Raw genomic sequence first — 26,031 nt, 5'->3', positions numbered from 1 at the left:
GTTTATGTCGACGACCCCGACTACGTCCGACAAGGACGCCGTCGGGATCGCCGACAGGTGTGAACTACTCGGCCGCCGGGCGGGTCCGCTTGGTGGCCGAGGGCAGCTTTGCCGACGGGGTCTCGGCCGGCTTCGCGGCCTTCGCCCGGGTGGCCTTCTTGACGGCGGCCGGCTTGGCCTCCGCGATCTCGGCGACCTCGGCCGGGCTCGGCACCTCCGCCGGGGCGGGCGTCGCCTGCGCCGTCGTCGCGGTCTCGGCTGTGGCCGTGGCCGTGGTGGCGGTCGTGGCGGTCGTGGTCGCGGTCTGGGCCGTCGCGGTCGTCGCCTCGGTGGCCTCGATGTCCGCGTTGACCGTCTCGGCGGCCTCCAGAACGCCGGCGCCGACGACCCGCTCGCCGCGAGCCACCAGCGCGCCGTACGCCGCGAACGCCCGCTCCTGGGCCGCCTGGGCAGCGGTGACCACCACGGCCGCGTTGCGGGTGGCGGCGGCGCGCAACTTCTCGATGTCGGCGACCTCGCGAAGCTTGGCCAGGTCGGCCGACTCGCGCAGCTTGGCCAGGTCCAGCTCGGCCTGTGCGCGGTCGCGCAGGGTGCCGGCGGTCTCGGTGGCCGTACGCAGCGTCTCGGTGGCCTTCTGACGCAGCTCGAAGCCCGTCAGCACCGCCCGGCCGCCCAGATCGGCGACGACCCGGGTGCCGTGCACACCGACGGCCATGGGCAGCTTGCGGAGCTGCTCGATGGCCAGCTCGGCCGCACCGGCGGCGGCGTAGATGGGAGCGGGGATGCGATTGGTCTTCGGCTCGGTCATGACGTCTCCTCCTCGGCCGTCTCGGCGGCCTTCTTCTTCTCGGGGGTGCCGCTCGGGGCGTTCTCTCGGGGGGTGCTGCTCGGGGCGGGTGCGGGGCCCGCCTCGGTCACGGCGACCGACTCGAGCACGGCCTCGGTCGGGGTGCCGCCCTCGGTGGTGGGGCCGGTCGCGGCCAGGTTGGCCACGTCGGCGGGCTCGTCGGCGACATCGGTCGGGGTGGTCGCCCCGGCTGCGGCCTGGGCCTCGGACAGCCGGGCGTTCTCCCGGCGGAAGGTCTCGTAGATTTGGCTGAGCGACTGCTTCTGGGCCATCGTCAGGTCGGGGTCCACCGCGATGGCGGCGAGCACGCCGTGGCCCTCCTTGTCGTCGAGCAGCCCGGCCCGCAGGTACATGGCCGGGGTCGACACCCGCAGCGCGCTGGCCAGCTGCTGGAGCACCTCGGCGCTCGGCCGGCGTAGGCCGCGCTCGATCTGGCTCAGGTACGGGTTGCTGACCCCCGCCTGCTCGGCAAGCTGGCGCAGCGAGATCTTGGCGTTACGGCGCAGATCGCGGATGAACCCGCCGACGTCGGGGAGGTCCTTTGGTGTCGCCATGGTGCCGACGCTAATCGGATCCGCTAACTCCTGCAAGCAAAACGCTAGCCAGAGTTAGCAAGGTCTCAACGTCCCGTTTGCGCCCCACCCCAACCGGTCCGTACGGTCCGTTGGTGCACAAGATCACAGTCAATGGAGCAGTTCTCGCGTACGACGAGGCCGGCAGCGGTTCGCCCGTCGTCCTGCTGCACGCCGGCATCGCGGACCGGCGCATGTGGCGGGGCGTCGTACCCGCGCTCGCCGCCCGGCACCGGGTGATCGTCCCGGACCTGCGCGGGTACGGCGACTCCGAGCTGCCGCCGACGCCGTTCGCACACCACGACGACGTGGCCGGCCTGCTGGACGCCCTCAACCTGCCACAGGCCGCCCTGGTCGGCTGCTCCTTCGGCGGGTCGGTCGCCGTCGACACCGCACTGGCCCATCCGGACCGGGTGAGCGCGCTCGCCCTGTTCGACACGGCGGTCTCCGGCAACGAGTGGTCCGACGAGGCCAACGATCTCTGGGACGAGCTGGTCGGCGAGGTCGACCCGGACGACTTCGTGGCGGGCGCGGCCGGCGAGGTGCGCTTCTGGGTGGTCGGCCCGGCGCGTCAGCCGGCCGACGTCGACCTCGAACTGCTGGCGTTCGCGCAGGAGATGGACCAGCGCGCCCTGGCCGCCGAGTTCGCGCTCGGCGCGGTCGAGGTGGGAGAGCTGACGCCACCGGCGATCGGCCGTCTCGACGAGCTGAAGATCCCCGTCCTGGTCACCGCCGGCGCGGCGGACGTCCCAGACATCCGCCACCTCGCCGACCGGATCGCCGCCGAGGTCCCGAACGCGGTACGACTGCCGGACGTCCCAGACGCCGCGCACCTGCTCCCCCTGGAGCGTCCAGAACCGGTCACCACCGCCCTCCTGAACTTCCTGCCCTAACCCCCACCCCCACCCCACCCCCACTCACTTCGTTGATCATGAAGTTAATGCCACGACACGCCGACGCGGGTGGCAATAACTTCATGATCAACGGGGCGAAGGCGGGGTGGGTGGGCGATGACGGGTGAAGGCGGGTGAAGGCGGGTGGGGTGGGGTGGGGTGGGGGTTACCAGAGGGGGCGGATTGCGCCGACTGGGAGGCCGCCGCCGAACAGGGGCGCCTCGGCGTACTCGGTCAGCACGGGAGCGTCCACGCCGAGCCGCCGCAGCGCCGAGACCAGCACCGGCATGCGCGCCCGGTCGGCCCCGTCGTCGATCTTGAGGGCCACCGCGCCGACGCCCGGCAGTCCAACCGCGAACACACCCTCGGCGCCGATCTTGGCCAGGAGGCCCGGAACCCCGCGCATCAGCCGGGTGTCGTCGGCCTGGGTGCCGCCCACGATCTCCGGGTGGGCCCGCATCGCGTCGGCCACCCGGCGCGGCGCCGAGCCGGGCTCGGCGTCGACGAGCCGGAGGTACGCCCCGGCCAGGCCGGTCAGCGACACCGCGAGCACCGGTGCGCCGCAGCCGTCCACGCCCACCGCCGCCGCCGGCTCGCCGGTGAACTCCTCGACGGCCGCTCGCAGCGCCTGCTGCAACGGGTGCTCGGGCCGCCAGTAGCCGTCCCGGGGCCATCCGGCGGCCTCGCAGGTCAGCAGCATCCCGCTGTGCTTGCCGGAGCAGTTCATCTGCACCCGACTCGGTCCACCCCCGGCACGTAGCACCGCCTCCCGGGCCGCCACGCCCGCCGGCAGGTCGGGCGGGCAGTGCAGCGCGGAGGCGTCCAGCCCGGCCCGGTCGAGCAGCGCGCCGACCCGGGCCAGGTGGAAGTCCTCCCCCGCGTGGCTCGCCGAGACCAACGCCAGGTCGGCCGGGTCGCTGAGCGGAAGGCCGGCGCGGAGCATCCCGATCGTCTGCATCGGCTTGCTGGCCGAGCGCGGAAAGATCGGCGCGGTCACGTCCCCGGCTTCGGCCAGCGGCGCCCCGGTTGCGTCCAGCACCACCACCGAGCCGCGGTGTCCGCCCTCCACGAACCCGGACCGGACCACCTCGGCGAGCGGCACGCCGCCCTCGTACGTCTTTCCCACGTGCTGGACGGTACCCAGGAGATCGGGCCGCCCGTCGGCGGGGTGGCCAGGTCGTCAACCGCGCGGGTGACAGGGGCGGGGGAAGCCCGTGGCCTTACAGCCCGAGCAGCGCGCGAGCCTCGGTGGTGCTCAGCGGCGGCCGCTGGGCGAGTTGGGCGAAGCCGACCGCGCGGGCGACCAACTGCATGTTGGACTCGACCGGGCGGCCCTTGGCGTACGTCACCGTGTCCTCCATGCCGACCCGCAGGTGCCCGCCCGTCGAGAGCGAGGCCAGCAGCACCGGAATGGTGCTGCGGCCGATGCCGGTGGCCGAGAACGTGGTGCCCTCGGGCAGGTCCCGCAGCATCCGGTGGGCGGCGACGAGCGTCTCGGTGGTGCCCGGCATGCCGCCCGGCACCCCCATGACGAAGTCGACGTGCACGTGCCCGCCCGCCGGCAGCCCGTACTTGCCGAGCAGCCGCTGCAACGCGGAGAGGTGACCGAGGTCGAAGATCTCGTACTCCGGCACGATCCCGCGCTCCTGCATGCGGGTGTGCAGGTCGACGATGAACTCCCAGCGGTTGAGGAAGACGTCATCGCCGAAGTTGACCGTGCCCATCGTGCAGGAGGCCATGTCGGGACGGGCGTCGAGCACGGCGAGCCGGGACGCCTCCGGGTCGGTCACCGCGCCGCCGGACGAGAGCTGCACGATCAGGTCGGTGTTCTCGCGCAGCGCCGCCACCGTCTCGGCCAGGCGGGCCGGGTCGAGGGTCGGCCGGGCCTCGTCGTCGCGGATGTGGACGTGGATCACGGCGGCGCCGAGCGCCTCGCACTCCTTGGCGGTACGCAGCAGCTCGTCCAGGGTCACCGGCAGTGCCGGCACCTCCGCCTTGGCCGACTCCGCGCCCGTCGGGGCCACCGTGATCAACGTCCCTGTCGTCATGCCGGCGATCCTAGACGTGCCGGTCAGGACGGGTCGATCGCCGCCGCGGTCTCGCCGATCATCAGAGCGGCGTCGTCCGGGACGTTCCGCTTCAGGACGGCGAGGGCGACCTGACCCAGTTCGTGGTGCAGCACGGCGGTGCCGACGAAACCCACCGCCCGTCCGTCGAGGGTCACCGGCGTACCGGCCGTCGGCGGCTGGTCGGTGGTCACCCCGTCGAGGTGCAACAGCACCAGGCGGCGCGGCGGCCGGCCCAGGTTGTGCACGCGGGCGACCGTCTCCTGACCCCGGTAGCAGCCCTTGTCCAGGTGCACGGCCGGGCCGATCAGGTCCACCTCGGCCGGGATCGTCCGGTGGTCGGTGTCCACCCCCACCCGGGGCTGCCGGGCGGCCACCCGGATCGCCTCGTACGCCCAGAGGCCGGCGACCGGCACGCCCGCGCCGCGCAGCTCCGCGACGACCTGCTCCATCGCCGGGCGGGGCACCAGCAGGTCCACCCCGAGGAGGCCGCGTCGCGCCCAGCCGCCGATGGGAAGCGGTCGGACGTCGTACCGGATGCCCGCCCGGGGTGGCACGGCGCCGGCGGCGAACTTCGGACCCGGCACCGGGATCAGGTCCGGTGCGGCCAGCCCGGTCACGCCGAGCGTCCCGACGGCCTCCGCCGCCGCCGGACCGACAAGCGACAGCAGCGCCCGTTCGGCGGTGGCGTCGCGGGGGTCGACCTTGCTGAAGAACCGCATCTTCTCCAGGTACGCCAGCAGGCCGTCGGTCGCTCCCGGCTCGGTGTCCAGCCAGGTGGTCTCGCCGTCCTCGGCGACCAGGGCGTGCTGCTCGACGTGCCCGTGCGGGGAGAGCACCAGCAGCTCGGTGCCCTCACCGGCGGACAGCGTCGACAGGTGCTGCGAGGTGATCGTGTGCAGCCAACCGGCACGTTCCTCGCCGGGCACCGCGACGATCCCCCGGTGCGACCTGTCGATCAGGCCGACCTCGGTGTCCAGCACGCGCTGCTCGCGCAGCGGATCGCCGTAGTGCGCGGCCACGCCTCGCACGCCCGCGGCGACGTGCGCCGGGTCCGGCTGGTCGCGGCTGGCCTCGTCGATGCTCTCGACGGCCACCGCGCCCGCGATGTCGATCATTTGTGGTCCCCGTTCTCGCACCGGCCGCAGACGCCGAAGAGTGACACGTGCCCGATGTCCACCCGGAAGCCCCGCTGCGCCTCCAACTGGTCGGCGAGCGGACGGAGCAGCTCCGGATCGATCTCGTCGATCGCGCCGCACTCCCGGCAGACCAGGTGGACGTGTTGGTGCTCACCCGCCGCGTGGTAGGTCGGTGATCCGTGCGACAGGTGGGTGTGCGTCACCAGGCCGAGCCGTTCCAGCAGCTCCAGCGTGCGGTAGATGGTGGTGATGTTGACGCCGGCGGCGACCTCCCGGACGGCGGCGTGCACCCGCTCCGGGGTGGCGTGGCCCAGATCGAGCACCGCCTGCAGGACGAGCTGCCGTTGCGCCGTCAGCCGCAGCCCACGGGCCCGGAGCATTTCCGCGAGGGAGGATTCGGACACCGTCCGATCATAGTTCGGCGAACGCGCCGACCCCCTACGCGCGGTTGTCCCCCGCTACGCTCGACGGTCATGGTGACGTCGTCCGTCGGCAATGTCCCGGCCACGCCGAGCGCGCGGATCGCCGTGCTGGGGCGGGGCCCGATCCCACCGGACGAACCCGTGCTCCGCGGCGACGACCTGGGCGTCCTGCGCGGCGACGGGCTCTTCGAGTCGATGCACCTGCGCCACGGGCGACCGTGGCTCCGCGACGAGCACCTGGCCCGGCTGGTCACGGCGGCGGCAGCCGTCGACCTGGACCTGCCACCGACCGAGGCGCTGACCGATCTGCTCGACTCCGTGCTCGTGGGCTGGCCGGCGGAGGTGGAGGGCGCGCTGCGGCTGGTCTGCACCCGGGGCTCGGAGTCCGGCGGTCCGCCGACCGTCTACGCCACGCTGACCGCGGTGCCGGCGTCGTCCCTGGCGGCGCGACGGAACGGGATAACCGCGGCCATCCTGCCGCTGGGGGTGCCCGCCGACGCGCGTACCGGGCTGGACTGGCTGCCGGCGGGCATCAAATCCACCTCGTACGCGGTCAACAGCGCCGCCCGCCGCTGGGCGCGACGGGCCGGGGTGGACGACGTGCTCTGGATCTCGTCCGACGGGTACGCCCTGGAGGGGCCGACCGCCAACGTGGTGTGGCTCACCGGCGACACGATCTGCACGGTGCCCGCCGCCACCACCGGCATCCTGCCCGGCACGACCGTCGCCTGGCTGCTCGCCCACACGAACGAGCTGGGCCTGGACGGCGTCGAACGGATGGTGACGCCAGCGGAGCTGCACGCCGCCGATGGGCTCTGGTTCAGCTCCTCGGTACGCGGACTCGCCGAGGTGCGGATGCTGGACGGGGTACGCCGGGACCCCTGCCCGCGTACCCCCGCACTGCACGAACTGCTGGGTTTCCCCGTCGACTGAGCCGTCAGCCGCCGACCCGGACGAGCCGCGCCGAGAGGTGCGGGCTGAGCGGGTGATCCATCGCGGCCATCTCCTGCGCGTACAGCAGCGCGCCCTCGACGATGCCGAAGAGCCGGTGGCCCCCGGTGACCTCCTTGGCGGTCGCCGTTCGCACCACCGCGTCGGTGGCGAACTCCACCTGGGTCCCGGTGCGCTTGCCGAGGTGCAGCTCCATCACGCCGGTGGGAGTCGTCAGCAGGGCCTCCAGCTCGTCGGTGGCCCGGCCGTCCACCAGCACCGGTCGCCACCAACCGACCTCACGCCCGGCCGGGCGAACGGGCCGGCTCTGCTCGTCGAGGATCCAGGCCCGCGACTCGTAGTGCAGGAACGGCCGGCCGTCGTGGCTGATCCGGATCTCCTGCGCGTAGTCGAAGTCCTCGATGGTGGGGAAGCCGCCCTTGCCCCGGCCCCGCCACAGACCGATGTACGGCAGCAGGCCGTCCAGCGCCGGGTGCAGCTTCGGCCCGACGCGCAGGTCGTGGCTCTCCTCGTACGGGTACTCCTCGACCGGCGGCGCGTTGAGCCACGGCGGTTGCAGCGGATTCTCGTCGCTCACTCTGCGCTCACCAGCGTCCCCTTGAAATCTTCACTGCCAGATAGAGCAGGCCACCGGCGAGCGCGCCCAGGCCGGCGACCAGCAGGCTGACGAACCCGATCTCGGTAACCATCCCGACCATCCTATGCTGGGCCCCATGGCCCGCTCTCTCGTCGTCAAGGTCACCGCCGGTGCGGACGCCCCGGAGCGGTGCGCGCAGGCGTTCACGGTCGCCGCCACGGCGGTCGCGGCCGGCGTGGAAGTCTCGCTCTGGCTGACCGGGGAGTCGACCTGGTTCGCGCTGCCCGGCCGCGCCCAGGAATTCGAGCTGCCGCACTCCGCGCCGCTGGCCGAGCTGCTGCACGTCATCCTGACCAGCGGTCAGGTGACCGCCTGCACCCAGTGCGCGGCCCGGCGGGAGATCGGCCCGGAGGACGTACTGCCCGGTGTGCGGATCGCGGGCGCCGCGGTCTTCGTCGAGGAGGCGTTGGCCGAGGGCGCGCAGGCACTCGTGTACTGACCCCTGACTCAGCCGGGTGGCGGAGTGCGAATACCGACCCGGCGACCCGAAGCGCTGCCTACGATTCGGATGTGACCGAGGCGACCCAGCGGTTCTTCGAATCCCTGCCGGCGCGGGCACCGACGGTCCTGCGCGCCCTGGCCGCCGGAACCCTCCAGATCGACCTCGGCACCCACCACCAGACCGAGCACTGGCTGGTCCGGATGCGGCCGGGCGAGGTGCGGGCCACTCGCGAACGAGGCCCGGCCGACGCCATCTGGTTCAGCAGCTCGGCCCTGTTCAACAGGTTGATCACCGGTGAAGCCCAGGCGCTCGCCGCCGTGCTGCGCAACGAGAGCACCTTCAGCGGTGACGTGGTGCTCTTCCTGGCCTTCCGCCGCTTCTTTCCGGACCCGCCGGGCACGAGGGACCCGCGCGAGGTCGCAAGACAGGAAGTCGGGCGGCGTTCGTGAAGGATCTCGTCAGCATCCTCGACGGCAACACCTTCCTGGTCACCGACCATCGCGGGGACATCGAGCCGTCCTTCGACTTCCCGACGGGACTGTTCTCGTTCGACACCCGCTTCCTGTCGAGCTGGGTGCTCACGCTCGATGGGCAACGGCTGCACGCTCTCTCCGTGGACGCCAGCGAGTCGTACCGGACCGCGTTCTTCCTCGCGCCCGGCGAACCCACCCACTACCTGGACGCCAAGGCGTCGGTGATCCGCAGCCGCGAGATCGGGGGTGGCTTCGACGAGGAGCTGACCGTCCTCAACCACTCCGGCGAGGAGGCCGAGTTCATCGTTCGGGTCGAGATGGGCAGCGACTTCGCCGACCTGTTCGAGATCAAACACGCCCAACAGAAGGTGGGCCGGACGACGGTCACGGTGGCCGACAACGAGCTGCGCCTGTCGTACCGGCGGGAGGGCTTCCACCGGGAGACAGTGATCCGCTCCACGGTGCCGGCGCAGGTCGACGCCGCCGGGATGACGTTCCGCGTCCGGGTCGACCAGAACAGCGAGTGGACGACCCGGCTGCAGATCTCCACCATCGTCTACGGGGCCCGCGGCGAGGACATCCGGGCCACCCTGCCGTACGCGGGCGGGCGCGGCGGGGACGCCATCCGGGCCGAGCACCGGGAGCTGATCGACCGGGCGCCGAAGCTCGGCTGCGACTGTGAGCCGTTGGCCGGGGCTTACCGGCGCAGCCTCAACGACCTGGCCGCGCTGCGCTACGAGTCGATCGCTCTGGGCGTACGGCTGATCGCCGCCGGGCTGCCGTGGTTCATGACCCTCTTCGGTCGGGACAGCATCATCACCTCGCTGCAGGTGCTGCCGTTCCTGCCGGAGCTGATCCCGCCGACCGCGCAGATGCTGGGCGGCCTCCAGGGGCACCGGGTGGACGACTTCCGGGACGAGGAGCCGGGCAAGATCCTGCACGAGCTGCGGTACGGCGAGACCGCCGGCTTCGAGGAGCAGCCCCACTCGCCGTACTACGGCTCGGCCGACTCCACCCCGCTGTTCGTCATCCTGGTCGACGAGTACGAGCGCTGGACCGGCGACACCGCGCTGGTCCAGCAGTTGGAGCCGCAGGTCCGCGCCGCGTTGGACTGGATCGACACCTACGGCGACCTGCTCGGCACCGGTTACCTCTCGTACCGCACCCGCAACCCGGAGACCGGCCTGCAGAACCAGTGCTGGAAGGACTCCTGGGACGGCATCTCGTACGCCGACGGCCGGATCCCCGGCTTCCCCCGGGCAACCTGCGAGTTGCAGGGCTACGCGTACGACGCGAAGGTCCGCGCCGCCCGGCTCGCCCGCGAGGTCTGGAACGACCCGGCGTACGCCGACCGGCTGGAACGGGAGGCGGCGGAGCTCAAACAGCGGTTCAACCGCGACTTCTGGATCGCCGACCGCGGGTACTACGCGCTCGCCCTGGACGCCGACGGTCAGCAGGTCGACGCGCTGACGTCGAACATCGGGCACCTGCTGTGGAGCGGGATCGTGGACGAGCCACGGGCCGGCAAGGTGGTCGGACACCTGCTCGGGCCGCGGCTCTTCTCCGGCTGGGGGGTGCGGACCCTGGCCGAGGGCGAGGGCCGGTACAACCCCATCGGCTACCACGTGGGCACCGTCTGGCCGTTCGACAACTCGATCATCGCCTGGGGGTTGGCCCGGTACGGCTACCGGGAGGAGGCCGGGCGAATCTGCGACGCCATGCTGGCCGCGTCGGAGTACTTCGGCGGGCGGCTGCCGGAGGCGTTCGCCGGCTACGCCCGCAGCCGCACCGGCTACCCGGTGGAGTACCCCACCGCGTGCAGCCCGCAGGCCTGGTCGAGCGGCACACCGCTGCTGTTGCTACGCGTGATGCTCGGTCTGGAACCGCAGGGCGAACACCTGATCATCGACCCGGCCGTGCCGCCGGGCATGGGCCGGGTGGAGCTGCTGGACATCCCCGGTCGCTGGGGCCGCGTCGACGCGTTGGGGCGCAGCCGCGATCCGGACGATCGAGGCACGGGCGGCTGACCCGCCTACTCAGCCGGGGCAGCCGACGGTGGCGGCCACACGTGCGGCGTCCGGGCCGAGTTCGGCCAGCACGGTGACATCGCCCGCGCGGTACGCGTACACCGGCGGGTTGTCCAGCAGCGGGGTGCCGCCGGCCAGCGCGGCGAGGGCGCTGGTCCCAGCCGGGCCGGCACCGGCGGCGGACCGTGCGGTACGGGCCAGCGTGCCGTCCGGGCAGGGCGCGGTGACCAGGTCCGGCGCGCTGCCGGTCGGCCGACCCAGCGCGGTCAGGGCGGCCGTGAGCGCCGCCGTCTCCGGGCCGACGGCGGTGGCCGGCGACGGGTCGTAACCGGCGCCCGGCGGCCGGCAGCCCGTGTCGACGGTCAACCGCAGCCGGCCGTCCCCGGTCGGCCGCCCGGCGACGGCGACGAACTCCCCGGCGTCGGCGCGTAGTTCCGGACCGTCCAGGCCGGGGCCGACCCCGGCCCGCCAGCTCGCGGGCAGCCGGTCGGCGATGCCGGTCAGTACGGCCCGCCCGGTGTCGGCGGGTGCCAACACGGCGATCTCGCGACGCAGCCTCGCGCCGTCGGCGAGCGGGGTGACGCGGCAGCCCGCGCTGACCCGCGCCGGTCCCAGCTCCAGCAGCCCGGCCGTTCCGGCGGCCCGGGCCAGCTCGCCGATCGCCCTCTCGACCACCGGAGCGGCCTCGGCGAGGGTGCGCTGCTCGCGCACCGTCGGCGGGTCGTCGCGGACCGACATCCAGGTGAGCCCGGCCAGCAGGAGGGCCCACAGGACGGTCGCGACCAGCAGCCAGCGCCGCCCGCGCCGGGCAGGCGCCGGCGGGGCGGGGTCGCTCGACGAGGGCCAACCCGTCTGGACAGCACCGCTCACCCGGCCATGGTGTCACGAGCCGTCCTTCGCTCTCGAGAGGCAGTGGTCGACGACCCGACAGCCCGACTCCCGGCCGGAATAACGCCAGGTCACCGGCCGATCGTTAGGTATTGAGCACCGTCCGAGCAGGTCCCGGACCCAGCGGGACCCCATGTGGGGAGGAACAGTGCTCCAACCACCACCGAATGCGAGATCCGTCCTCTGGCGAACGGCCGTGGCATGCGTCGCGGCCCTGCTGGCCCTCACCGCCCAACCCGCCGTCGCCGCCCGGCCCGCCCCCACGCCCGCCCGCGTCGACCAGCGGCTGCTCCGCCAGCTCGGCGCGACGGGCACCGGCAGTTTCCTCGTCTACCTGCGCAGCACCGCGCCGGTGGCGCGGACCGCCAAGCTGCGTGACCCGGACGACCGGGCCCGCGAGGTGCACCGGCTGCTCACCACGACCGCCACGCGCACCCAGAAGGGTCTGCGCACGCTGCTCAGGACCCGCAAGGCGGCACACACCTCGTACTGGATCGCCAACGCGGTCCGCGTCACCGGGAATCGCGCGCTGCTCGACGAGATCGCCAAGCGGCCCGACGTGGCGAGGATCGAGCCGAGCCGCAGTTATCCCCTGCTGCGGCCCACCCCCGCCACCGGCAGCCACGCGGACGCGAACGGCCCGGAGTGGGGGCTCACCAACATCAACGCCCCGCAGGTGTGGAGCGAACTCGGCGACCGGGGCGACGGCGTGGTCGTCGCCACCATCGACAGCGGCGCCCAGTACGACCATCCGGCGCTGGTCGGGGCGTACCGCGGGAACCTCGGCGGTGGCGTCTTCGACCACGACCACAACTGGTACGACCCGGCCGGCGTGTGCCCCAGCGCCGCGCCCTGCGACAACGTCGGCCACGGCACACACACCACAGGCACGATGATCGGCGACGACGGCGCGGGCAACCAGATCGGCGTCGCTCCCGGCGCGAAGTGGATCGCCGCGAAGGGCTGCGAGACCGACTCCTGCACGGACGCCTCGCTGCTCGCCGCCGGCCAGTGGGTGCTGGCCCCGACCGACCTGAACGGGCAGAACCCGCGCCCCGACCTGCGCCCCGACGTGGTCAACAACTCCTGGGGAGGCGCCGGTGGCGACCCCTGGTTCGAGCAGACCATCGCGGCCTGGCGCGCGGCCGGCATCTTCGGGGTCTTCTCCGCCGGCAACGACGGTCCGGCCTGCGGCAGCGCCGGCTCGCCCGGCGACAACGCCAACGCGTACGCCGTCGGCTCGTACGACGTGCAGAACACCATCTCCGACTTCTCCGGGCGGGGCGCCGGCACGGACGGGCGGTCGTACAAGCCGAACGTGGCCGCACCCGGCAGCAACGTGCGCTCCAGCGTCCCCGGCGACTCCTACGCCGCGTACGACGGCACCTCGATGGCCGCGCCGCACGTCTCCGGCACGGTGGCGCTGCTCTGGTCGGCCGCGCCGACCCTCAGGGGCGACATCGCCGGAACCGAGGAGCTGCTGGACCGGACCGCCCGCGACGTCGACGCCACCGCCTGCGGAGGCACCGCCGCCGAAAACAACGTCTTCGGCGAAGGTCGGCTGGACGCGTACGCGGCGGCTCGGGCCGCTCCGCGCGGCGCCGTCGGACGGATCACCGGCACGGTCACCACGGCCGGCGGCGGCGAACCGATCGCCGGCGCGACCGTCGGCGACGGCGACCGCAGCGTCACCACCGGCGCGGACGGCCGGTACGCGCTGACCGTGCCGGCCGGCGAGGCGACGGTCACCGTCAGCGCCTACGGGTACGCCGGACAGAGCGCCACCGTCACCGTCACCGAGGACGGGGCGGTCACGCGGGACTTCGCCCTGACGGCCAACCCGACGGTCACCGTGGCCGGCCGGGTCACCGACGCCTCCGGACACGGCTGGCCGCTCTACGCCCGGATCGAGGTCGGCGGCCGTCCCGGTGGACCGGTGTTCACCGACCCGGCCACCGGCCGGTACTCGTTCACCGTGCCCGGCAACGCCACGTACCAGCTCACCGTCACCGCCCGCTACCCCGGCTACCGCACGGTCACCCGGGACGTGGTCACCGGCGGCGACCCCGTGACGACCGACATCGCCGTACCGGTCGAGACCGGATGCACGGCGGCCGGCTACACCGGCAGCTTCGGCACCCCCCTGCTGGGGGAGAGCTTCGACAGCGCCGCGACGCCGGACGGCTGGTCGGTACGGAACCGCACCGAGGACGGCGGCTGGACCTTCACCGACGCGGGCGAGCGGGGCAACCTCACCGGCGGCAGCGGCGCCTTCGCCATCGCCGACAGCGACCGTCTCGGCTCCGGCCGGACCCAGGACACCGACCTGGTGACCCCGAGCGTCGACCTGCGCGGCACACCGGCGCCGGTGCTGCGCTTCCACAGCGACTGGCGGGCGGTCGGCGTGAGCGACACCGCTGACGTGGACGTCTCCACCGACGGCGGCACCACCTGGACCACGGTCTGGCACCAGACCACCAGCCGGCGCGGGCCGGTCGTCGAGGAGGTGCCACTCGACCCGGCGGCCGGGGCCGCCTCGGTACGGGTCCGGTTCCGCTTCCACGGCAGCTTCGCCTGGTGGTGGCAGGTGGACGACGTGCAGGTGGTCAACCGCGACTGCGTACCCGCCCCGGGCGGGCTGGTGCTCGGGGTGACCACCGACCGCAACACCGACACGCCGCTCGACGGGGTCACCGTGACCAGCGCCGACCGGCCGCAGGACCGGGGCAGGTCGGCGCCGACGCCGGACGACCCGGCGATGCCGGACGGCTTCTACTGGCTGTTCTCCGGGCTGACCGGGGCACACCGGTTCGCGGCCAGCCGGACGCCGTACCGGGTGGCTGCCAAGGCGGTGAATGTGCCGGCCGACGGTGTCCGCCGCCTGGACGTCGCGCTGGCCGCCGGTCGCCTCACCGTCACACCGACGACCGTCCGGTCGACCCAGCCGTACGGCAGCACCCGGACCGCGAAGCTGACGGTACGCAACACCGGCAGCGCGCCGGCCGCCGTCAACCTGGTGGAGCGCAACGGGCGGTTCGATGCGCCGTCCAGAGCCGGAGCGCCCCTGCGGGAGCAGCGGATCAAGGGGATCAGCAGGACCCGTACGGGCACCGCGTACGGCGCGTCCGAGACCGGGACCGGGACCGGCCCTCGGACGCAGGACGCCTGGACCGGTATCGCCACCCTTCCGGCGGCGGTCTACGACAACGCGGCGGCCACCCTCGACGGCAAGGTGTACTCCGTCGGCGGCGGTGGCGGCAGCGGCCTGGAACGCAAGGCCTGGCGCTACGACCCCGACACGGACACCTGGGCGGCGCTACCCGACATGCCGAGCGGGCGGGCGAAGCCGGTCGCGGCGGCCGTCGGCGGCAAGCTGTACGTCCTCGGCGGCTGGGGCGTCGACGACGAGACCGTCGCCTCCGTGGACGTGTTCGACCCGGCCACCGACACGTGGAGCACGCTGGCCGGGCCGGACAACCCGTTCCCCGTGGCGGCGGCCGGCGGGGCGGTCACCGGCGGGAAGATCTACCTGGTCGGTGGCTGCCAGAACAACGACTGCGCCGAATCGGACCGGCTCGTCGTCCTCGACCCGACCACCGGCACGTTCCACACCGGCGCGGCGTACCCGCACCCGGTGTCCTGGCTCTCCTGCGGCGGGATCGGCGGCGCGGTCTACTGCGCCGGTGGCACCGGCGACGCCGACTACACCGACGCCTACCGGTACGACCCGGTGGCCGACGCGTGGCATCCCCTGCCGGACCTGCCGGTGGACCTCTGGGGCGCCCAGTACGCGGCGGCCGGTGACCTCCTGGTCCTGGCCGGTGGGGTCACGGCGGCGTCCACCACGGTGACCAACCGGACCGTCGCGTACGACCCGGTGGCGGGGAGTTGGCGCGACCTGCCCAACGTCCAGTCCGGCCGGTACCGGGGCGCTGCCGCCTGCGGCGCGTACCGGATCGGCGGTTCGCCGTCCCCCTTCGTCGGCTCCCCGGACGCCGAACGGCTCGGCGGCCTGGAGCTGTGCGCCGGGGAGGCGGACCTACCCTGGCTGACCACCAAGCCGGGCACGTTCACCCTCGCGCCGGGGGCCTCCCGGACGGTCACCGTCAAGATGCGTGCCACGGCCGCCGCCGGTGTGGCCCAGCCGGGCACCTACTCCGGCGAGCTGGGTGTCGCGTCCGACACGCCGTACCGCGTCCCGGCGGTGCCGGCGCGGATGACCGTCTCGCCGCCGGCGAGCTGGGGCAGGATCCAGGGCACCGTCACCGGGGTCACCTGCGCCGGCGCGACCGTCGGGGTCGCGGCGACGGTACGGGTCAACCGGGTGGGCAGGACGACCGGCTGGACCCTGACCGCGAACCCGCAGGGCCGGTACGTCTGGTGGCTGCCCAAGGGCCGCTACGAGGTGATCGTCGCCAAGGACGGGTGGATACCGCAGACGCAGCGCACGCGCATCAGGGCGGGCCACGTCGAGACCGTCGACATCGTCCTCGACCCGGTCTCGTCCTGCACGAGAGCCACCGGCATCTGACGACTTCCACGATGACGACCGGGGCCGGCCACCCAGGAGGGTGACCGGCCCCGGTCGATCAGAGCGGTGGGTCAGGCGACGGTGACGGACACCTCGTTGATGCCCCGGCCGGCGGTGACGGCGGTGTCGCCGTTGCCGTGCCGGGACAGCGCCCGCAGCGTCCAGGAGCCCGGTGCGGCGAAGAACCGGAACTGGCCGGCGGCCGAGGTGACCACCTCGGCGGTGAACTCGCCGGTCGAGTCGAGCAGCCGGACGTACGCGCCCGGCACGACCTCGTCCGCCGTCGAGCGGACGATGCCGGTGATGACGGTCTCCTTCTCGAGGTCCAGGCTGGCCGGCAGGGGCGCGGCCTGGTCAGGCGCGGCGCAGCCCGCAGCGGTGGGAGCGGTCATCGTCAGGCCTCCCCGGGCTCGTCGCCGAGCGCGACCGGCACGCCGACCAGCGAGCCGTACTCGGTCCAGGAGCCGTCGTAGTTCTTCACGTTGCGGTGACCGAGCAGCTCCTGCAGCACGAACCAGGTGTGCGAGGAACGCTCGCCGATCCGGCAGTACGCGATGGTCTCCTTGCCGTCGTCCAGTCCGGCGTCGCCATAGATCTTGCGCAGCTCGTCGTCGGACCGGAAGGTGCCGTCCTCGTTGGCAGCCTTGGACCACGGGACGCTGATCGCGGTCGGGATGTGACCGGCCCGCTGCGCCTGCTCCTGCGGCAGGTGGGCGGGGGCCAGCAGCCGCCCGGCGAACTCGTCGGGGCTGCGCACGTCGACCAGGTTCTTGGTGCCGATCGCGGCGACGACCTCGTCGCGGAAGGCCCGGATGGAGGTGTCCGGCTCGCTGGCGACGTACTGGGTCGCCGGACGGGTCGGCGTCTCGGTGACGAGCGGGCGGGCGTCCAGCTCCCACTTCTTGCGACCGCCGTCGAGCAGCTTGACGTCGCCGTGGCCATAGAGCTTGAAGTACCAGTAGGCGTACGCCGCGAACCAGTTGTTGTTGCCGCCGTAAAGGATCACGGTGTCGTCGTTGCTGATGCCCCGCTCGGACAGCAGCGCCTCGAACTGGGCCTTGTTGACGAAGTCCCGGCGGACCGGGTCCTGGAGGTCGGTCTTCCAGTCGACCTTGATAGCGCCGGCGATGTGGCCGGTCTCGTAGGCCGAGGTGTCTTCGTCGACCTCGACGAAGACGACGCCCGGGGCGTCGAGGTTCTTCTCGGCCCACTCGGCCGAGACGAGTGCGGTGTCGCGACTCATCGATTCACTCCCTGGTGAGGATGGATGGTGAGCCAACGCGCGAATATCGATGGGTTGAACTGTCGCACCGCGCGCGGGACCCAGCTGAAGGACGGGATCACGGGTTCGTGCGACGGCGCCGCTGCCGGGCGTTCGGTGGGATCACCGGAAAGGGTTGAGGACCCTGCGTGCCGGTGGCCGCCGTCAGGCGGCCAAAAACAGCCCCGCCGTCAGATGACAGGGCGACACAGGCAGGTGGCCACGCGGCACAGGTCGACCGCGCGCCGTTTGGTGAGGTGGGTCCCCATGGTCAGGCAGCCTACCAGCGATCCGAAGGGCTGCCACCGTACCGACCAGCATCCGGGAATCGTCCGGCTGCCGGGCCTCCGGTGCGTCCCAGCGGCCCGGCCTGTTGACGCACGACTCAGCTGACGGAGTTGATCGGTACGTTCTTCGCGTCGGCGGTCACGGCGAGCCCTTCGGGCAACGGCTGGACCTTCCGAACCGTGAGTTGGAACGGCAGGTCGGGCAGCGGCACGTCGATGGAGATGCTCTTGGCGTAGTTGCTGAGGATCGTGCGGGCCAGCGGCAGGTTCGGGAGCCCGGCGGCGTCCAGGTTGTTGAAGCGCAGGGCGACCGCGCCGTTCTTGGCGACGGTGACGTCGGCGGTGCCGGCGACGGTGAACTTCGTGCCGAGGATGTCGACCGGGGCGCTGACGGCCAGCTTGCCGCCCTGCTCGCCGAGAGTGAGACCGGGTCGCTTCAGCAGCGCGGCGAGGCTCTCGTAGCTGATCGTGCCGGTGCCGTCGACCGTGTCGGCCACGACGTCGCCCTGCCCGGTCCGCAGCGTGTCCAGCGACGCCCGCACGTTGCGGGCGTCGACGTCCAGCACCGGCAGCCGTACGGCGTCACCCTCGACCGAGGCCTGTACGTCCCGCAGCGAGATGGAGATCCGCTCGTACCGCCCGCCGAGCACCTGGGTGAGGAACGGCATCCCACCGACCTCGACGTCGGGCGCCGAGGACTGCGCGCCCTGCTTGCTGATCTCCTGGCTGACCCGTTCGGCGATGAGCCGCTCGGCCACCCCGACCGCCACGCGGTCGGCGACCACCAGCAGGCCCGCCACCACGAGGAGCAGGACGACCAGGCCGATGAGCAGCTTGCGTCCGCGCCGTCGGGGCCGGGCCTGCTGCTGGTCGTCGACCGGATACTCCTGGGCCACGCCGCCTCCTGTCTCCGCCCGCCGCGACACGGCGGATCGTCCGAACCGGTGCCGCTGCGCGGCGCACCCGTAGGTACCCGAGCGGCACCGACCTCAACCGTGGGCTCAGAGGAAGAGCATGCACATGGCGTACGCGGCGGGCGCAGCCAGGGCGAACCCGCCGAGCGGCCCCTGCATGTGCCGGGCGACCCACATGGTGGGCGGCTCTCCGGCCATGAGGCGACCCGCCTCCGCGTACCCCACGGCGAGGTCGGTGAGGACGGCGGTGACGGCCGCGACCAGGCCGATCACCGCGGCCCTGGTCGGGGTGAAGGGTGCCACCAGATAGCCGCCGAGCAGCGCGCTGACCAGCGTGCCCACCATCGCGCCGCCGACGACGCCGGCCGCGCCCCGGGGCACCTGCGGGGCCAGCCGGGGCCACGGCAGCACCGCGTCGGTGAGCCGGGCAACGGTGAGCGCGACCCCGCTCGCGGTCAGACAGACGGTGATCGCCTGGGTGCCGGCGGGGATGCGGCTGAGCACGATCAGGGTGCCGAGGGCCACGACGCCGACCACGATGAGCAGGGTGGCGCCGAGGGAGTCGGTAACCCGGACCCGGTCGACGCGGCGGACCAGTTGGCCGAGCACGGCGGCGAGGAAGCCGCCGACGGCCAGGTAGCCCAGCGGCGCCAGGCCGGCGATGTCGCTCCGGACGGCGGCGACGTCGGCGGCCGCGGCGACGGCGGCGCTGATGCCGCCCACCAGCAGCAGCGCCGGTGGGCGCATGGCCATCGTCCAGGCGAGCACGAACAGCAGTTGGACGCCGAAGACGATGACGGCGAACGGCAGGCGGTGACCCGGGCCCGACGTCTGCGCGCCGAGCACCAGTCCCACGCCGAGCAGCGCGGCGAAGCCGGCGATGGTCAGCGCCAGCGGGCGGTGCACGTCGACCGGGGGGACGACCTCCTCCTCCGGCTCGTCGGTCTCCTCCTCGGTACGACGGGCCGGCTCACCGGCACGGCGGGCCCGGCGCGGTCCACGTCCACGGCGCTCGCCGTCGGCGACAGCCGGTCCGGTGCGCGGCGCGGGTGGGTGGCCACGGGTCGGAGCCGCCGGACCTGGACGGGGTCCGTCGGTCCACGAGTCGCGGCCGGCGTCGGGCGAGGTGGAGGGAAACACGCCCCGATCGTGCCAGATCGACCGCCCGATGCAGTGGTCGCGGGTTTCAGTAACGTTAAAACCTGTGCCACGATCAGGGGCAAGCTAGACAAACGGGAAATGGCCTGACGGTGCAGCCGAGGCGATCGGTTACGCTCAACGCGTTACCCGCCCGTCAGCGACGCCGGGACCACGCAATTTCTCAGCGCACTCCCTCACGAGTGTGTCTGGTCGCGTGCGGCGATGCGCCGCCGGGACGGAGGTGATCGTGGAAATCCTGCTGCTGGTGACCGCGCGCGCAGGCGAACCGTCGGCTGTGTTGCCGGCTCTCGACCTGCTGCCACACTCGGTGCGCACCGCGCCGCGCGACGTCCGCACCCTTGTTGCCGGGCCCAGCCCCGACGCGGTGCTCGTGGACGCCCGATCGGAGTTGAGCGAGGCCCGGGCGACCTGCCGGATGTTGCACGCCACCGGGCTCGGGGTGCCGCTGGTCGCGGTCGTCACCGAGGCCGGCCTGATCGCGCTGAACGCGGACTGGGGCGTCGACGACGTCATCCTCGCCTCGGCCGGCCCCGCCGAGGTCGAGGCCCGGCTGCGGCTCGCGGTCGGCCGCCTGAGCAACGCGACGGCCGGCGCCGGCGGCTCGATCCGGGCCGGGGAACTCACCATCGACCCGGACACGTACGCGGCGAAGCTCAAGGGCCGCCCGCTCGACCTCACCTACAAGGAGTTCGAGCTGCTGAAGTTCCTGGCCCAGCACCCGGGCCGGGTGTTCACGCGCGACCAGCTGCTGCGCGAGGTCTGGGGGTACGACTACTTCGGCGGCACCCGGACGGTGGACGTGCACGTCCGACGCCTGCGCGCCAAGCTCGGCTCGGAGTACGAGTCGATGATCGGCACGGTCCGCCAGGTGGGCTACAAGTTCGTCGTACCCCCGTCGCGTTCGCTGCCCGAGACGGAGCACGCGCCGTTGCCCGTCTAGGGGTCGGCCGATTCCCCATATGCCCCTTTTGCGCAGCTCGGCAGTCCTATTCTGACTGCCGGGTTTGTCGCAAAAGGGGGCAAGGGTGCGCGCAGGTAACACGGGGGCGACGGGCCGGGGGCTCCGGCCGACCGGGTGGAAGCCGTGACGCGGGTCAGCTCGACCGCGCGCGTGGCAGGGATCGTGACAGTGGTGGTGGCGGCGCTGCTCGGCTCCGCGTACGTGCTGGGCCGTAGCCTCGTCCCGGACCAGACCCGGCAGCACGCCACGGGTGTCACCACCGACGCCACCGGGCCCCACTACGCCGACCAGCCTCCCGAGCAGCCGTCGACCAAACGCCCGAGCACCAGCCAGAGCGCCGCCGCTCCCGCCGAGGCCGGCCAGGACGGCACGGGCCGGGACGCCGGGGGCGACCGGCTGTTCGGCGCCCACACGGACACCGGCACCGCCCAACTCGCGCTGACCTTCGACGACGGACCGGACCCGCGCTACACCCCCCAGGTTCTCGCGCTGCTGCGCGAGTACGACGTCAAGGCCACGTTCTGCGTGGTGGGCGAGAACGCCCAGGACCACCCCGACCTGATCCAGGCGATCGTGGCGGACGGCCACACGCTCTGCAACCACTCCTGGCACCACGACGTCTCGCTGGGCAACCGGTCCGCCGACCAGATCCGCACCGACCTGATACGCACCAACGAGGCCATCCGCGCAGCCGTGCCGGACGTCCCGGTCGTCTGGTACCGCCAACCCGGCGGCGCCTGGACCTACCCGGTGGTGTCGGTGTGCCGGCAACTCGGCATGAATCCGCTGCACTGGTCGGTGGACCCGTCGGACTGGCAGACGCCCGGCGCCAACAAGATCGCCACCACCGTGCTCACGCAGGCGCAGCCCGGGGCGGTCGTCCTCATGCACGACGCGGGCGGCGACCGGCAGGGCACGGTCGACGCGCTGCGCCGGATCCTGCCCGAACTCACCGCACGGTACGAGCTGGAGGCGCTGCCCACCGACCCCACGTGAGCCGGCCACCTCCCTCAGGCGGCGGGTCCGGGACGCTACTCGGGCGACAGTCCGGGACGCCCCTGAAGCAACGGCTACGGTGACGGGATGAGCAGCGCGGAACCGACCAGCGACCAGGTCACCCGGACCGACCGACTGTCCCCCGCGGAGATCGCCGGCGTACTGGCCCTGGCCCGCACGGCGGGCGACACCGACGGCGCGGACCCGCTGGACGAGCACGTCCTGCTCCGCCTGCGCGACGCGGACGCTCCGGCCGTACACCTGCTCGCCCGCGCCGACGACGGCACGCTGACCGGGTACGCGCACCTGGACACCACCGACCCGGTGGACGGGATCGGTGTGGAGTTGGTGGTGCACCCGGCGTACCGGCGGCGTGGCACCGGCCGGGCGCTGGCCCGGGGTGTGCTCGCCTCGGCGACCGGACCGCTGCGGGCGTGGGCGCACGGCGACCACCCGTCGGCGGCGGCGCTCGCCGTGGACCTGGGGTTCGCCCGTACGCGGGTGCTCTGGCAGCTCCGCCGACCGTTGGCGGCTCCACTGGGCGAGCCGCGCCTGCCCGACGGGGTGACGCTGCGCGCGTTCCGGCCGGGGGCGGACGACACGGCGTGGCTGACCCTGAACGCGCGGGCCTTCGCCGAGCACCCCGAGCAGGGCCGGTGGACCCCGGACGACCTGCGGGTCCGCCTCGCCGAGACGTGGTTCGACCCGGCCGGCTTCCTGCTCGCCGAGGAGACCTCGACCGGTCGACTGCTCGGCTTCCACTGGACGAAGGTGCACGAACGGCCCGGGTCGGCCCGGATCGGCGAGGTGTACGTGCTCGGGGTGGAGCCGACCGCGCACGGCGGCGGCCTGGGCCGGGCGCTGACCACGGCGGGGCTCGCGTACCTGCGGGACAGGCGGGGCCTGGACCGGGTGATGCTCTACGTCGACGACTCGAACACCGGGGCGGTCGCGCTGTACGAGCGGCTGGGCTTCGCCCGGTGGTCCGCGCACATCAACTACCACCTCGGCTGAGCGGCAACGGGCGCTGAAGTGCCCCGGTTCACTTAACGGACAACTCACCCTCAGCGAGCGGTCACCTCGGGGGCCGTACCTGTTCACCCTGCGTTCACTTGCGACCGGCGAACCGGCTACCTGGCACTTCTAACTTTCGTGTCAGCCGGTCAGTGCCGGTCCTCGGGCCCCGGGATCGGGGCGCCAAGTCAGACGCGAAGGGAAACCCCTCAGGTGAAGCTCCAGCGGTACGGCACTATTGCCTGCCTCGCTCTTGCCGCGACGCTCGGCCTCAGTGCATGCGGCTCGGACAACAACGAGCCCACTTCCGGCGCCAGCGCCTCGGGCTCCGCCGCCGCGGTCGACTGCGGTACCGGCACGGTGAACGCACAGGGCTCGTCGGCCCAGAAGAACGCCATGGCCGAGTGGATCAAGGCCTACCAGCAGAAGTGCGCTGGCACCACCATCAACTACGAGGCTTCCGGCTCGGGCGCCGGCATCCAGGCGTTCATCGCCGGGACCGCCGACTTCGCCGGCTCCGACTCCGCGCTCAAGCCGGAGGAGCAGCCGCAGGCCGACGCCAAGTGCGCCGGCGGCAAGGCCATCCACCTGCCGATGGTGATCGGCCCGGTGGCCGTCGCCTACAACGTCAGCGGCGTGGACAACCTCCAGCTCAAGCCGGCCACCCTGGCGAAGATCTTCGCCGGCAAGGTGACCAAGTGGGACGACGCGGCGATCAAGGCCGACAACCCGGACGCCAAGCTCCCGGCGACCACCATCCAGACCGTCCACCGCTCGGACGAGTCGGGCACCACCGACAACTTCACCAAGTTCCTCTCGAAGACCTCCGAGAGCGACTGGACCTTCAGCAACGCCAAGGCCTGGAAGGCTCCGGGCGGCACCGGCGCCAAGGGCTCGGACGGCGTGGCCAGCTCGGTCAAGGGCGCCGACGGCTCCATCGGCTACATGGAGTGGTCGTTCGCCGAGAACGCCGGCCTGAAGATGGCCAAGATCGGTAACGGCAACGGCGAGTTCGCGGCGCTGACCGCCGAGGCCGCCGGCAAGACCATCGCCGGCGCGACCGTCGATGGCCAGGGCGACGACCTCAAGCTGAAGATCGACTACAACACCAAGGAGGCCGGGGCGTACCCGATCGTCCTGGCGACGTACGAGATCGTCTGCAGCAAGGGCCTCGCGGCCGACAAGCTCAAGCTGGTCAAGGGCCTGCTGGGCTACGCCGCCAGCGCCGAGGGCCAGAACTCCCTGACCGACCTCGGCTACGCCCCGCTGCCGGAGACGGTCCGCACCAAGGTCGAAGCCGCGGTCAAGAACCTCTCCTGACCCGACCCCCACACCTCCGCAACCGAATCGAGCGAGCAGATGGGTGAAACCCCTCACCGCTCGGCCGACGCCGGCACCGGCGGGACGCGCGTGACCGAAAGTCACGAGTGGCCCGCCGGTGCCTCGGCGCGTGTGGCCGAGGCACCAGTCAGCACCCGTTCCCCGGGCGGCACCGGGCTGGGCGGCGGCGGCGCTCTGCCGCGCAGCCGCAAGTTCGGCGCCGAGCGGGCCTTCCGCGGCCTCACACTGGCCGCCGGCACCGCCGTTCTGGTCATCATCGCCGCCATCGCGATCTTCCTGGTCGCCAAGGCGGTGCCGGCCCTACGCGCCAACACCGAGAACTTCTGGTCCTACGAGGGCTGGTCCCCCAACGACACGGAGCCGAAGTTCGGCATCGGCACACTCGCCTTCGGCACTGTGCTCAGCTCTGCCCTCGCGCTGCTGATCGCGGTGCCGGTGGCACTCGGCATCGCGCTCTACCTGTCGCACTACGCGCCGCGCCGGCTGGGCACCGCGCTCGGCTTCCTGGTGGACCTGCTGGCCGCCGTGCCGAGCGTGGTCTTCGGCCTCTGGGGCCGCGACGTCTTCAGCAGCCCGGTCCGGGACTTCTCGGTCTGGTTGAACGAGTACTTCGGCTGGATCCCGATCTTCGGCGGCGACGGCCCGTTCGGTAAGTCGATCATGCTGGGCGCCCTGGTGCTCGCCATCATGGTGCTGCCGATCGTCACCTCACTCTCCCGCGAGGTGTTCCTCCAGACGCCGACCGCCAACGAGGAGGCCGCCCTCGCCCTGGGCGCCACCCGTTGGGAGATGCTCCGCACCGCGGTGCTCCCCTACGGCCGCCCCGGCATCATCGCCGCGGTGATGCTCGGCCTCGGTCGGGCGCTCGGCGAGACCATCGCGCTGGCGCTCACCCTCGGCATCACCTTCGGCATCTCGTTCAACCTGATCCAGAACGGCGGCAACACAATCGCCGCCAACATCGCCAACGCGTTCGGCGAGGCGAACGAGACCGGTCGGGGCGCGCTCATCGCGTCCGGCCTGGTGCTGTTCACCATCACGCTGATCGTCAACATCACGGCGCGGGCGATCATCTACCGCCGCCGGGAGTTCACGGAGTCGGCCGCATGACCACAACCGTCACCTCCCACCGCACCCGGCCGCCGGCCCAGCCCGCCTCGCTGCGGGCCAAGCGCCTGCCCTGGTACGCCGCACCGGCCATCGCCGTGGCGGCCCTCGCGCTCTCCGCCGTGATCGTCTACGGCGGCGACATCGGCGGCCCGGTCCTCGTCGTCGTCCTCGGCGCGATCCTCTACCTGGCCGGGCTCTTCGCCGCGGCCAACGTGGTCGAGGGACGCCGGTCGGCCCGCAACCGCACCTGGAGCGCGCTGATCCACTCCGCGTTCGTGCTGGCGGTGCTGCCGCTCGTCTCGGTCGTCTGGACGCTGGTCAGCAAGGGCACCGAGCGGCTGGACGGCAACTTCTTCCAGACCTCGATGAACAACATCGGGGCCCGGGACGCCAACGGCGGCGCGTACCACGCGATCGTCGGCACGCTGGAGCAGGTCGGCATCGCCACCCTGATCACCGTTCCGCTCGGCATCCTCTGCGCCATCTACATCGTCGAGTACGGGCGGGGCCGCTTCGCCTTCGCGATCCGGTTCTTCGTGGACGTCATGACGGGCATCCCGTCGATCGTCTCCGGCCTGTTCGTGCTGGCGTTCTGGGTGCTGATCGTCTCGCCGTGGTTCAACGACGGTCGGCCCAGCTTCTCCGGCTTCGCCGCCGCGCTCGCACTGAGCGTGCTCATGCTGCCCACGATCGTCCGGTCCACCGAGGAGATGCTCCGCCTCGTTCCGCCGCCGCTGCGTGAAGGCGCGTACGCGCTCGGCGTACCCAAGTGGAAGACCATCCTGCGGGTGGTCCTGCCGACGGCGCTGCCCGGCATCGTCACCGGCGTCATGCTCGCCATCGCCCGCGCGGCCGGTGAGACCGCGCCGGTGCTCCTCGTCGCGGGCGGCGGCGCCGCCATCAACACCAACCCCTTCGAGAACAACCAGTCGTCGCTGTCCCTCTTCGTCTACCAGCAGGCCGGTGACGCGTCGAAGTACGCACCGGCACGAGCGTGGACCGCGGCACTCACCCTGGTCGCCCTCGTGCTCATCCTGACGATCGCGGCGAAGCTGCTGGCCCGTCGCAACAGGCTCAGCCGATGAACCCCGGAGGTAC

Annotated in this window: 26 protein-coding genes; 12 read left to right on the top strand and 14 right to left on the bottom strand. The window is 72.6% G+C overall.

What is annotated here, in order from left to right:
* Nucleotides 1-64: 64 nt before the first annotated feature.
* Both ACLQ25_RS10250 and ACLQ25_RS10245 read right to left on the bottom strand, forming a co-directional pair.
* Nucleotides 65-808 carry a hypothetical protein gene (locus ACLQ25_RS10250; RefSeq protein WP_425730659.1) on the bottom strand — a complete coding sequence of 248 codons (744 nt, stop codon included), beginning with the start codon at nucleotides 806-808 and terminating at the stop codon, nucleotides 65-67.
* Entirely contained in the window at nucleotides 805-1,401 is a 597-nt protein-coding gene (locus tag ACLQ25_RS10245; protein WP_425730658.1) for a helix-turn-helix domain-containing protein, read from the bottom strand. Before ACLQ25_RS10245 ends, ACLQ25_RS10250 begins: the two co-directional genes overlap by 4 nt.
* 113 nt (nucleotides 1,402-1,514) lie before the next feature.
* On the opposite strand from ACLQ25_RS10245, the gene ACLQ25_RS10240 reads away from it, so the two are divergent.
* The gene (locus ACLQ25_RS10240) at nucleotides 1,515-2,312 is read left to right on the top strand and encodes an alpha/beta fold hydrolase (protein ID WP_425730657.1); all 798 of its coding nucleotides are present in this window, start codon (nucleotides 1,515-1,517) and stop codon (nucleotides 2,310-2,312) included.
* A 166-nt stretch (nucleotides 2,313-2,478) separates the two neighbouring features.
* Here ACLQ25_RS10240 and ACLQ25_RS10235 read toward each other — a convergent pair whose 3' ends face one another.
* The 4 genes from ACLQ25_RS10235 to ACLQ25_RS10220 form a co-directional block, all read right to left on the bottom strand.
* On the bottom strand, nucleotides 2,479-3,438 hold the full coding sequence (locus tag ACLQ25_RS10235) for an asparaginase (RefSeq protein ID WP_425730656.1): 960 nt from the start codon (nucleotides 3,436-3,438) through the stop codon (nucleotides 2,479-2,481).
* A gap of 94 nt (nucleotides 3,439-3,532) precedes the next feature.
* A complete protein-coding gene (locus ACLQ25_RS10230; RefSeq protein ID WP_425730655.1) occupies nucleotides 3,533-4,360 on the bottom strand; it encodes a 3-keto-5-aminohexanoate cleavage protein in 828 nt (275 codons plus the stop codon).
* 23 nt (nucleotides 4,361-4,383) lie between these two features.
* Nucleotides 4,384-5,496: a YgfZ/GcvT domain-containing protein gene (locus ACLQ25_RS10225; RefSeq protein WP_425730654.1), complete on the bottom strand. Its 1,113-nt coding sequence runs from the start codon at nucleotides 5,494-5,496 to the stop codon at nucleotides 4,384-4,386.
* Nucleotides 5,493-5,921, bottom strand: coding sequence for a Fur family transcriptional regulator (locus ACLQ25_RS10220; protein ID WP_355050863.1), 429 nt, complete (start codon nucleotides 5,919-5,921; stop codon nucleotides 5,493-5,495). The genes ACLQ25_RS10225 and ACLQ25_RS10220 overlap by 4 nt, the downstream gene beginning before the upstream one ends.
* 69 nt (nucleotides 5,922-5,990) lie before the next feature.
* Here ACLQ25_RS10220 and ACLQ25_RS10215 point away from each other — a divergent pair, with 69 nt between their 5' ends.
* Nucleotides 5,991-6,872 (top strand): aminotransferase class IV, encoded by an 882-nt coding sequence (locus tag ACLQ25_RS10215; protein WP_425730653.1) that lies wholly within the window; start codon nucleotides 5,991-5,993, stop codon nucleotides 6,870-6,872.
* A gap of 4 nt (nucleotides 6,873-6,876) precedes the next feature.
* Here ACLQ25_RS10215 and ACLQ25_RS10210 read toward each other — a convergent pair whose 3' ends face one another.
* Both ACLQ25_RS10210 and mtfM read right to left on the bottom strand, forming a co-directional pair.
* Nucleotides 6,877-7,467, bottom strand: a complete 591-nt coding sequence (locus ACLQ25_RS10210; RefSeq protein ID WP_425730652.1) for an FABP family protein — start codon at nucleotides 7,465-7,467, stop codon at nucleotides 6,877-6,879.
* A gap of 7 nt (nucleotides 7,468-7,474) precedes the next feature.
* Nucleotides 7,475-7,579 carry a small membrane protein MtfM gene (gene mtfM / locus ACLQ25_RS10205; protein WP_425730651.1) on the bottom strand — a complete coding sequence of 35 codons (105 nt, stop codon included), beginning with the start codon at nucleotides 7,577-7,579 and terminating at the stop codon, nucleotides 7,475-7,477.
* A 12-nt stretch (nucleotides 7,580-7,591) separates the two neighbouring features.
* On the opposite strand from mtfM, the gene ACLQ25_RS10200 reads away from it, so the two are divergent.
* The 3 genes from ACLQ25_RS10200 (at nucleotide 7,592) to ACLQ25_RS10190 (ending at nucleotide 10,469) form a co-directional block, all read left to right on the top strand.
* Nucleotides 7,592-7,966, top strand: coding sequence for a DsrE family protein (locus tag ACLQ25_RS10200; protein WP_425730650.1), 375 nt, complete (start codon nucleotides 7,592-7,594; stop codon nucleotides 7,964-7,966).
* A gap of 71 nt (nucleotides 7,967-8,037) precedes the next feature.
* The gene (locus ACLQ25_RS10195; protein WP_425730649.1) at nucleotides 8,038-8,418 is read left to right on the top strand and encodes an SCP2 sterol-binding domain-containing protein; all 381 of its coding nucleotides are present in this window, start codon (nucleotides 8,038-8,040) and stop codon (nucleotides 8,416-8,418) included.
* Nucleotides 8,415-10,469 (top strand): glycogen debranching N-terminal domain-containing protein, encoded by a 2,055-nt coding sequence (locus ACLQ25_RS10190; RefSeq protein WP_425730648.1) that lies wholly within the window; start codon nucleotides 8,415-8,417, stop codon nucleotides 10,467-10,469. The genes ACLQ25_RS10195 and ACLQ25_RS10190 overlap by 4 nt, the downstream gene beginning before the upstream one ends.
* Before the next feature lie 9 nt (nucleotides 10,470-10,478).
* Here ACLQ25_RS10190 and ACLQ25_RS10185 read toward each other — a convergent pair whose 3' ends face one another.
* Nucleotides 10,479-11,339, bottom strand: a complete 861-nt coding sequence (locus tag ACLQ25_RS10185; protein WP_425730647.1) for a hypothetical protein — start codon at nucleotides 11,337-11,339, stop codon at nucleotides 10,479-10,481.
* Nucleotides 11,340-11,490: 151 nt separating this feature from the next.
* Here ACLQ25_RS10185 and ACLQ25_RS10180 point away from each other — a divergent pair, with 151 nt between their 5' ends.
* A complete protein-coding gene (locus tag ACLQ25_RS10180) occupies nucleotides 11,491-15,888 on the top strand; it encodes a S8 family serine peptidase (protein ID WP_425730646.1) in 4,398 nt (1,465 codons plus the stop codon).
* A 71-nt stretch (nucleotides 15,889-15,959) separates the two neighbouring features.
* On the opposite strand, the gene ACLQ25_RS10175 is transcribed toward ACLQ25_RS10180, so the two are convergent.
* The 5 genes from ACLQ25_RS10175 to ACLQ25_RS10155 form a co-directional block, all read right to left on the bottom strand.
* The gene (locus tag ACLQ25_RS10175) at nucleotides 15,960-16,280 is read right to left on the bottom strand and encodes a DUF1416 domain-containing protein (protein ID WP_425730645.1); all 321 of its coding nucleotides are present in this window, start codon (nucleotides 16,278-16,280) and stop codon (nucleotides 15,960-15,962) included.
* Between the two features lie 2 nt (nucleotides 16,281-16,282).
* Entirely contained in the window at nucleotides 16,283-17,131 is an 849-nt protein-coding gene (locus ACLQ25_RS10170; protein WP_425730644.1) for a sulfurtransferase, read from the bottom strand.
* A gap of 209 nt (nucleotides 17,132-17,340) precedes the next feature.
* Nucleotides 17,341-17,418 carry an Ms5788A family Cys-rich leader peptide gene (locus tag ACLQ25_RS10165; protein ID WP_310503780.1) on the bottom strand — a complete coding sequence of 26 codons (78 nt, stop codon included), beginning with the start codon at nucleotides 17,416-17,418 and terminating at the stop codon, nucleotides 17,341-17,343.
* A 116-nt stretch (nucleotides 17,419-17,534) separates the two neighbouring features.
* Complete coding sequence (locus ACLQ25_RS10160; RefSeq protein WP_425730643.1) at nucleotides 17,535-18,332, bottom strand: DUF2993 domain-containing protein; 798 nt, start codon at nucleotides 18,330-18,332, stop codon at nucleotides 17,535-17,537.
* Nucleotides 18,333-18,437: 105 nt separating this feature from the next.
* Nucleotides 18,438-19,490: a hypothetical protein gene (locus ACLQ25_RS10155; protein WP_425730642.1), complete on the bottom strand. Its 1,053-nt coding sequence runs from the start codon at nucleotides 19,488-19,490 to the stop codon at nucleotides 18,438-18,440.
* A gap of 241 nt (nucleotides 19,491-19,731) precedes the next feature.
* On the opposite strand from ACLQ25_RS10155, the gene ACLQ25_RS10150 reads away from it, so the two are divergent.
* The 6 genes from ACLQ25_RS10150 to pstA all read left to right on the top strand — a co-directional run bounded on the left by ACLQ25_RS10150 (nucleotide 19,732) and on the right by pstA (nucleotide 26,018).
* Complete coding sequence (locus ACLQ25_RS10150) at nucleotides 19,732-20,451, top strand: winged helix-turn-helix transcriptional regulator (protein WP_357129003.1); 720 nt, start codon at nucleotides 19,732-19,734, stop codon at nucleotides 20,449-20,451.
* Between the two features lie 135 nt (nucleotides 20,452-20,586).
* Nucleotides 20,587-21,468 (top strand): polysaccharide deacetylase family protein, encoded by an 882-nt coding sequence (locus ACLQ25_RS10145; RefSeq protein WP_425730641.1) that lies wholly within the window; start codon nucleotides 20,587-20,589, stop codon nucleotides 21,466-21,468.
* Nucleotides 21,469-21,555: 87 nt separating this feature from the next.
* Nucleotides 21,556-22,482 carry a mycothiol synthase gene (gene mshD / locus ACLQ25_RS10140; RefSeq protein WP_425730640.1) on the top strand — a complete coding sequence of 309 codons (927 nt, stop codon included), beginning with the start codon at nucleotides 21,556-21,558 and terminating at the stop codon, nucleotides 22,480-22,482.
* A gap of 213 nt (nucleotides 22,483-22,695) precedes the next feature.
* Entirely contained in the window at nucleotides 22,696-23,802 is a 1,107-nt protein-coding gene (pstS, locus tag ACLQ25_RS10135; RefSeq protein WP_425730639.1) for a phosphate ABC transporter substrate-binding protein PstS, read from the top strand.
* Nucleotides 23,803-23,841: 39 nt separating this feature from the next.
* Nucleotides 23,842-24,933, top strand: a complete 1,092-nt coding sequence (gene pstC, locus ACLQ25_RS10130) for a phosphate ABC transporter permease subunit PstC (RefSeq protein WP_425730638.1) — start codon at nucleotides 23,842-23,844, stop codon at nucleotides 24,931-24,933.
* Entirely contained in the window at nucleotides 24,930-26,018 is a 1,089-nt protein-coding gene (pstA, locus tag ACLQ25_RS10125; protein WP_355050879.1) for a phosphate ABC transporter permease PstA, read from the top strand. The genes pstC and pstA overlap by 4 nt, the downstream gene beginning before the upstream one ends.
* Nucleotides 26,019-26,031 lie beyond the last annotated feature (13 nt).

The sequence above is a fragment of the Micromonospora sp. DT44 genome (assembly GCF_049841635.1).
GTDB lineage: Bacteria > Actinomycetota > Actinomycetes > Mycobacteriales > Micromonosporaceae > Micromonospora.
This window is presented reverse-complemented; position numbering and strand designations above follow the sequence as displayed.

What these genes read in the sequence shown, in the direction of transcription:
- ACLQ25_RS10225 (WP_425730654.1), bottom strand. Translation starts at nt 5,496, where the DNA reads ATGATCGACATCGCGGGCGCGGTGGCCGTCGAGAGCATCGACGAGGCC.
- ACLQ25_RS10165 (WP_310503780.1), bottom strand. Translation starts at nt 17,418, where the DNA reads ATGGGGACCCACCTCACCAAACGGCGCGCGGTCGACCTGTGCCGCGTG.
- ACLQ25_RS10230 (WP_425730655.1), bottom strand. Translation starts at nt 4,360, where the DNA reads ATGACGACAGGGACGTTGATCACGGTGGCCCCGACGGGCGCGGAGTCG.
- ACLQ25_RS10215 (WP_425730653.1), top strand. Translation starts at nt 5,991, where the DNA reads ATGGTGACGTCGTCCGTCGGCAATGTCCCGGCCACGCCGAGCGCGCGG.
- mtfM (WP_425730651.1), bottom strand. Translation starts at nt 7,579, where the DNA reads ATGGTTACCGAGATCGGGTTCGTCAGCCTGCTGGTCGCCGGCCTGGGC.
- pstC (WP_425730638.1), top strand. Translation starts at nt 23,842, where the DNA reads ATGGGTGAAACCCCTCACCGCTCGGCCGACGCCGGCACCGGCGGGACG.
- mshD (WP_425730640.1), top strand. Translation starts at nt 21,556, where the DNA reads ATGAGCAGCGCGGAACCGACCAGCGACCAGGTCACCCGGACCGACCGA.
- ACLQ25_RS10200 (WP_425730650.1), top strand. Translation starts at nt 7,592, where the DNA reads ATGCTGGGCCCCATGGCCCGCTCTCTCGTCGTCAAGGTCACCGCCGGT.
- ACLQ25_RS10170 (WP_425730644.1), bottom strand. Translation starts at nt 17,131, where the DNA reads ATGAGTCGCGACACCGCACTCGTCTCGGCCGAGTGGGCCGAGAAGAAC.
- ACLQ25_RS10245 (WP_425730658.1), bottom strand. Translation starts at nt 1,401, where the DNA reads ATGGCGACACCAAAGGACCTCCCCGACGTCGGCGGGTTCATCCGCGAT.
- pstA (WP_355050879.1), top strand. Translation starts at nt 24,930, where the DNA reads ATGACCACAACCGTCACCTCCCACCGCACCCGGCCGCCGGCCCAGCCC.
- ACLQ25_RS10180 (WP_425730646.1), top strand. Translation starts at nt 11,491, where the DNA reads ATGTGGGGAGGAACAGTGCTCCAACCACCACCGAATGCGAGATCCGTC.
- ACLQ25_RS10250 (WP_425730659.1), bottom strand. Translation starts at nt 808, where the DNA reads ATGACCGAGCCGAAGACCAATCGCATCCCCGCTCCCATCTACGCCGCC.
- ACLQ25_RS10175 (WP_425730645.1), bottom strand. Translation starts at nt 16,280, where the DNA reads ATGACCGCTCCCACCGCTGCGGGCTGCGCCGCGCCTGACCAGGCCGCG.